This is a genomic window from Kineococcus vitellinus (assembly GCF_009906315.1).
Classification (GTDB): Bacteria; Actinomycetota; Actinomycetes; order Actinomycetales; family Kineococcaceae; genus Kineococcus; species Kineococcus vitellinus.
On the sequence record NZ_JAAALL010000274.1, the window covers coordinates 1 to 5,972 of the forward strand.

The window sequence follows — 5,972 nt, forward strand, 5'->3', positions numbered from 1 at the left end:
GTGCGGCGGCTGCGAGGATGGCGCGGTGCACCGCAGGAGCAGGCGCGTCGCCGCGCTCGCGGCGCTGGCCGCCGCACCCGCCGCCGCCCTCGCGGCCGGGCTCGTGGACCTGGCCTCGCTGCGCGCCTCCCGGGCAGGGCTGGCCGGCGCGCCCCGGGTGCGGCCCGACGCCGTGCTCGTCCTGGGCTTCCCCTCCCGGCCCGGCGGCCGCGTGCACCCGGTGCAGCGCTGGCGCACCGCGATCGCCGTCCGCACGGGCGACCCCGGGCGCACCCTGCTGGTGTTCTCCGGCGCCGCGGCGCGCGGCGGCCCGAGCGAGGCGGCGGTGATGGCCGGGTGCGCGCGCGCGGAGTTCGGCTGGCCCGCCGAGCGGGTCGTGCTGGAGGAGTCGGCGCGCAGCACCTGGGAGAACGTCGCGTTCAGCCTGCCGCACCTGCAGGGGGCGGCGACGATCGCGGTGGCCTCCTCGCCGGTCCACGCGCTGCGCGCGCGGCGCTACCTCGCCCGGCAGCGTCCCGACCTCGCCGCCCGGCTGGTGCCCGCCGACGACCACCGCGCGGGCGAACAGCTGCGGTGGAAGACCGCGACGCTGGCCTACGACCTCGCCCGCTCGCTGCGGCTGCGCCTGCCCTCAGGGCTGGCGGCGTTCGACGCGCCACGCGCCCGCGTCGTCGAGCGCGGCCGGCAGCCCGCTGGAGCTGACGAACACCAGCCGGTCGTGCAGCCGTGAGGTGCGGCCCTGCCAGAACTCCACCTCGCGGGCCCGCACGAGGTACCCGCCCCAGTGCGGCGGGGTCGGCACGTCGTCCGGGGAGCCGGTGTCCGGCCAGCGCCGGCGCAGCTGCGCCTCGCGCTCGTGCAGCGCCGCCGCCGACTCCACCGGCCGGGACTGCTCGCTCGTCCACGCGCCGATGCGCGAGCCGTAGGGCCGGGAGGTGAAGTAGGCCTCGGTCTGCTCCCGCGGCACCTGCTCGGCGCTGCCGCGGACGGCGACCTGGCGGTGCAGGCCGTGCCAGCAGAACAGCAGCGCCACCCGCTCGTCGTGCGCGATGGCCCGCGCCTTGCGGGAGCCGTAGCCCGTGTAGAACGTCATGCCCCGCGCGTCGAGCGCCTTGAGCAGGACCGTGCGCGCCGACACCCCGTCGGCGTCGGCCGTCGCCACGGTCATGGCGTTGGGTTCCAGGACGCCGGCGTCGACCGCGGCCGAGTACCAGCGCTCGAACTGCGCGAGCGGGGTGGCGGCGAGGTCGTCGGCCCCGAAGGGCCGGTCGCCGTAGTCGATGCGGCGCTGGGCGGGGTCCTCCACGCCGCCAGCCTAGGTGCCCGCACCCGCCGGGCGGCCCCGAGCCCGGCGGGCGGCCCCGAGCGCGCTGCGCGCTCACCAGCTGCGGTCCAGCGCCTGCAGGACGGCGGTGACCGGGCTCATCGCCGCCTGCGGGGTCCCGGGGGCGCTGGCGTCGGCGCCGCGCACCAGCGAGGCGATCACGACCTGGCGGGTGCCGCGCCGGGCGATGCCGACGGCGCCGGCCGTGCCGTACCAGCCGGTGGCCGTGACGTGCGAGAAGCTCCAGCCGCCCGCGAGCAGCGCGGTCGGCAGCCAGGAGCGCAGCTGCAGGCGGGAGGCGGCCGGCAGCGCGGGCCCGAGCAGCACGACCCCGTAGTCGCGCGCGAGCGCCCGCGCCGTCGTGCTGTCGCGCGGGTCCCACGGCTCGCCGGAGGCGGACTCGGGCGCCCACCGGTCCACCCGGGTGGTCCCGTCGCCCAGGGAGCGGCAGAAGCGGGTCAGGCCGAGGGGGCCCCCGCTCAGCTGCAGCAGCAGGTTCGCGGCCGTGTCGTCGCCGCGCCCCAGCGCCGCCGTGCACAGCTGCGCCACGCTCATCCCCTCCCGCACGTGGCTGCCGGCCACGGGGGAGCCGGGCACGACGTCGTCGGCGCCGTAGCGCACGCGGCGGGTCAGCGGCGTCGCCGTCCGCAGCAGCTGGGCGGCGGCCAGCCCCGCGGACAGCGTCAGCAGCGGCCGCTGGTGGTGCCCGTCGTGGTCCAGCCGCCGGCCGCTGCGCAGGTCCACCGCCCACACCGCGGCGCGGGTGGCGTCGAGCTGGGCGTCCAGGTAGGCGCCGAGGTCGAAGGTGCGCCCGTCGCCCTGCTCCGGCTCGCCCCGCTGCCGGCGCCGCACCCGCTCCCGCCGCTCCCGCGCGTCCTGGGCGTCGCGCGGGGTGGCGGCGAGGGCCGCCAGGGCCGCGCCGGTCCCCAGCAGCGTGCGCCGGTGCACGAGCACGACGACCTCCTCCACCCGACGGCCCCGCGGACGGCGGCGTCCGGGCCCAGCCTGCCCCGGCGCACCCGCCCGTGCCAGCGATCGCCCGGAAGCGGTTGCGCGTCGCAGCGGTGCGGACCACGCTGACCCGGTGCCCCCCTGCAGCGACCTCCCGGGCGAGACGGCACCGGCGCCGGTCCCGCTCCCCGCGCAGCCGGGGCACCGCACCGTCCGGGACGTGGGCGCCTCGCTGCCCGCCGACGCCGTCAGCGCCTTCCTGCACGCGCCCATCGGGGTCGCGGTCTGCCGGCCGGACGGGGTGCTGACCCGGGTCAACGGCGCGGTGACCCGGCTGCTGGGGTACGCGGAGGAGGACCTGCTGGGGCGCGACCTGTTCCGGCTGGTGCAGCCCGAGCTCGTCGCGGGCGCGATCGCCGCCTGCGCGGGCCTGCGCGAGCGGCCGGGGGAGACCGTGGTGCACGAGACCCGGTTCCGCGCCAGGGACGGCCGCTCGATCGACGTGCGGGTGACGACCTCCGCCGTCCCCGCCACGCCCGCCGCGCCCGCGCACGCGATCATGCACCTGGAGGACGTCAGCGAGCGCGAGGACCTGCGCCGCCAGCTGGAGCACCAGGCCAGCCACGACGCGCTGACGGGCCTGGCCAACCGCGCGGCGTTCGTCGAGCAGCTGGAGCGGGCGCTGCCGCGCGGGGAGCGCCACGGCGAGCCGGTCACCGTGCTCTACCTGGACCTCAACGGCTTCAAGCAGGTCAACGACCGCTTCGGCCACGCCGCCGGGGACGAGGTGCTGCGGGGCTTCGCCGCCCACCTGCGCGGGCTGCTGCGCCCGGAGGACACCGCCGCGCGGCTGGGCGGCGACGAGTTCGCGGTGCTGTGCGAGGGCACGGCCCCCGGGCAGGCGGCGGTCGTCGCCCGCCGGCTCGCCGAGGGCTTCCGCTGCGCCGCGGGCGCCGCGGGGCCGCTGCAGGTCGGCGTGGCCGTCGGCGTGGCCACGTCCCCGGCCGCCGACGGCTGCGCCCTGGGGACCGAGGAGCTGCTGCACGCCGCCGACGCCGCGATGTACGCCACCAAGGTGCGAGCACCCCGGTAGCCGCGGCGCCGGCGGCCGGTGCTCAGCCCGCTGCGCGAGGGGACGAGCTCACTCGCCGACCTTCTGGTCGGCGGACTCCTGGGCCTTGTCCACCTGGCCGTCGAGCTTGCCGCCGCTCTTCTGGTCGACGGCGTCGCCCGCCTTGTCGATGCCGGCGTCGCTGGCCTTCTCGGTGATGTCGTCCAACCCTGGCACGGCGCTCTCCTCCTCCTGCGACTGCCCGGGCACGGCGCCCGGGACGGTGGCACCACTGTCCGCCGGGGCCCGCGGGCCCGCACCTCGAGCACGGCCCGGCGCTGGGGATGCCGCCGCGCGGTCACCGCCGTAGCGTGCGGAGCGGTGCAGGACCGGCGAGGAGGAAAGGCGATGGACGTGACCCACAAGGCCCGCGGAGTCCTGGCCAGCGCGCGAGAGGCGGCAGGTCGCGTGCTGCCCGGCCGGGCGGCGGAGAAGAACCCCCTCGACCCCAGCAGACCGGGACCGCACGGGGTGTCGCAGACGCTGACGATCTCCCGCCCGCCGCAGGAGGTCATCGCCGCCTGCCGCGACCCGCGGGTGCTCTCCCGGCTGCTGGGCGACCTCGGCCGCGTCGAGACGGGGGAGGGGGACCGGGTCACCTTCGTCCTCACCAGCGAGGGCGAGGAGATGTCGGTGGACACCCGCGCCGTCGCCGTCGAGGACGGCGTCGAGTTCCGCCGCCTGGCCGACCCCGGCACCGCCCCCGGGGGCGGGGACGACGAGGCGGTCGCCCGCCCCGAGGACGACACCGAGGGCGGCCTGACCGGCGCACCGCCGCCGCAGGGGCAGGCGGCGCCGGAGGGGTCCGCGCTGCTCACCGTGCTCGCGCTGCCCGCCCCCCGCGACCTCGGCGCGGAGGTCCGCTTCGTGCTCGACCTGCCCGCCGGCGCCGTCGCGTTCACCCTGCTCTACCGGCTGCGCGCGCTGCTGCAGACCGGCGAGATCCCCACCCTGCGCCCCCAGCCCGCTGCCCGCGAGGAGGACCGCTGATGCGCGCGCTCGTCTGGAACGGCGTGAACGACCTCGCCGTCGAGACCGTCGACGACCCGGCGCTCATCAACCCCCACGACGTCCTGCTGCAGGTGACCCTGACGACGACGTGCGGTTCGGACCTGCACTTCATCGACGGGTACCTGCCCGGCATGCGCTCCGGCGACGTCTTCGGCCACGAGTTCATGGGCGTCGTCGTCGCGGCCGGCCCGCAGGTGCAGCGGGTCTCGGTCGGCGACCGCGTCGTCGTGCCGTCGTTCATCGCCTGCGGGAACTGCTGGTACTGCGAGCGGCAGATGTACTCGCTGTGCGACACGACCAACCCCAACGCGGCCTCCCAGCAGCCGCTGCTGGGCTACCCCTCGGGCGGGATCTACGGCTACACCCACCCCTTCGGCGGCTACGCCGGCTCGCACGCGCAGTACGTGCGGGTGCCCTTCGGCGACGTCAACTGCTTCGCCGTGCCCGAGGGCGTCAGCGACGTGCAGGCCCTGTTCGCCTCCGACGCGGCGCCGACGGGTTTCATGGGCGCCGACTTCTGCGACATCACGCCCGGCGACACGGTGGCCGTCTTCGGCGCCGGGGCGGTGGGGCTGATGGCCGCCCGCGGTGCGCAGCTGGCCGGTGCCGAGCGCGTCATCGTCGTGGACCGGCTGCCCGAGCGCCTGGAGCTGGCGCGCACCCGGCTGGGTGCCGAGACGATCGACTACTCGCAGACCGACAGCGTGCAGGAGGTGCTGCGCGAGAGCACCGGCGGGCGCGGGCCGGACGCCGTCGTCGAGGCCGTCGGGATGGAGGGCCACGGGACGGGCGTGCAGCAGGCCGTCGACCGGGTCAAGCAGGCCGTGCGGGCCGAGACCGACCGGGCCACGCCGCTGCGCGAGGCGGTGCTGGCCTGCCGCAAGGGCGGGGTCGTCGCCGTCCTCGGCGTCTACGGCCTCACCGACTCCTTCCCCACCGGGGTCGTGCTCAACAAGGGCCTGACCATCCGCGCCGCCCAGCAGCACGGGCAGCGCTACGTCCCGCGGCTGCTGCAGCACCTGGCGGCGGGCGAGCTCGACACCGCGTTCCTGGCCACCCACGAGATGCCGCTGGAGGACGCGGTGCGCGGGTACGAGATGTTCAAGGAGAAGGAGGACGGCTGCCTGCGGGCAGTGTTCCGTCCGTGAGCTGAGGAGAGTCGTGACCACACCCACCGAGAACCCCGGTTCGTCCGAGGCGGCCGAGTCGCCCACCGAGAACGGCTACGGCAACGACACCGGTTTCGCCGAGGAGGCCGAGCAGGCCGACGAGCAGACCGGTGGCGGCGCGGGCGAGCAGTCGGGCGAGCAGCCGGGCAGCTGAGCACCACCGGGAGCCGACGCAGCGGGCCGGGGACGGGCGACCGTCCCCGGCCCGCTGCCGTCCCGGCCCCTCCCGGCGCTGCCCGTCGTCTCAGCGCGGTGCGGGCGGCCGCTGCGGGCCGGCCGCCGCGGGCGGGCCCGTCGCCGGTCCCCGGCCGCCGCGCGGCGGTGGTGCGGTGGTGCGCTGCGCGGCGCGGTGCACCGCCGGCGGGGCGGGAGGCGGCGGTGCGGGCGGGGCCGCGCGCTCCGGCGG

At 77.6% G+C, this 5,972-nt stretch carries 8 protein-coding genes; 5 read left to right on the forward strand and 3 right to left on the reverse strand.

Annotation, left to right across the window (positions count from 1 at the left end; all coding sequences use genetic code 11):
* Positions 1 to 25: 25 nt before the first annotated feature.
* A complete protein-coding gene (locus GTQ99_RS18675; protein ID WP_205707783.1) occupies positions 26 to 730 on the forward strand; it encodes an ElyC/SanA/YdcF family protein in 705 nt (234 codons plus the stop codon).
* On the opposite strand, the gene pdxH is transcribed toward GTQ99_RS18675, so the two are convergent.
* Together pdxH and GTQ99_RS18685 are read right to left on the reverse strand one after the other, a co-directional pair.
* On the reverse strand, positions 632 to 1,306 hold the full coding sequence (gene pdxH / locus GTQ99_RS18680; RefSeq protein ID WP_166617228.1) for a pyridoxamine 5'-phosphate oxidase: 675 nt from the start codon (positions 1,304 to 1,306) through the stop codon (positions 632 to 634). The two genes, GTQ99_RS18675 and pdxH, sit on opposite strands and share 99 nt — an antisense overlap.
* 72 nt (positions 1,307 to 1,378) lie before the next feature.
* Positions 1,379 to 2,293 carry a serine hydrolase gene (locus GTQ99_RS18685; protein WP_166617229.1) on the reverse strand — a complete coding sequence of 305 codons (915 nt, stop codon included), beginning with the start codon at positions 2,291 to 2,293 and terminating at the stop codon, positions 1,379 to 1,381.
* A 202-nt stretch (positions 2,294 to 2,495) separates the two neighbouring features.
* Between GTQ99_RS18685 and GTQ99_RS18690 the strand changes: the two genes are divergently transcribed.
* Positions 2,496 to 3,368 carry a GGDEF domain-containing protein gene (locus tag GTQ99_RS18690; RefSeq protein WP_338075108.1) on the forward strand — a complete coding sequence of 291 codons (873 nt, stop codon included), beginning with the start codon at positions 2,496 to 2,498 and terminating at the stop codon, positions 3,366 to 3,368.
* Between the two features lie 48 nt (positions 3,369 to 3,416).
* Here GTQ99_RS18690 and GTQ99_RS18695 read toward each other — a convergent pair whose 3' ends face one another.
* Positions 3,417 to 3,563, reverse strand: a complete 147-nt coding sequence (locus GTQ99_RS18695; protein ID WP_166617231.1) for an Rv0909 family putative TA system antitoxin — start codon at positions 3,561 to 3,563, stop codon at positions 3,417 to 3,419.
* 171 nt (positions 3,564 to 3,734) lie between these two features.
* Here GTQ99_RS18695 and GTQ99_RS18700 point away from each other — a divergent pair, with 171 nt between their 5' ends.
* Genes GTQ99_RS18700 through GTQ99_RS18710 form a run of 3 tightly spaced genes read left to right on the forward strand, consistent with a single transcriptional unit; the run spans position 3,735 to position 5,720 of the window.
* Complete coding sequence (locus GTQ99_RS18700) at positions 3,735 to 4,376, forward strand: hypothetical protein (RefSeq protein ID WP_166617232.1); 642 nt, start codon at positions 3,735 to 3,737, stop codon at positions 4,374 to 4,376.
* Positions 4,376 to 5,545, forward strand: coding sequence for a zinc-dependent alcohol dehydrogenase (locus GTQ99_RS18705; protein ID WP_166617233.1), 1,170 nt, complete (start codon positions 4,376 to 4,378; stop codon positions 5,543 to 5,545). Before GTQ99_RS18700 ends, GTQ99_RS18705 begins: the two co-directional genes overlap by 1 nt.
* A 13-nt stretch (positions 5,546 to 5,558) precedes the next feature.
* Positions 5,559 to 5,720 carry a hypothetical protein gene (locus GTQ99_RS18710; protein WP_166617234.1) on the forward strand — a complete coding sequence of 54 codons (162 nt, stop codon included), beginning with the start codon at positions 5,559 to 5,561 and terminating at the stop codon, positions 5,718 to 5,720.
* Positions 5,721 to 5,972: the final 252 nt, after the last annotated feature.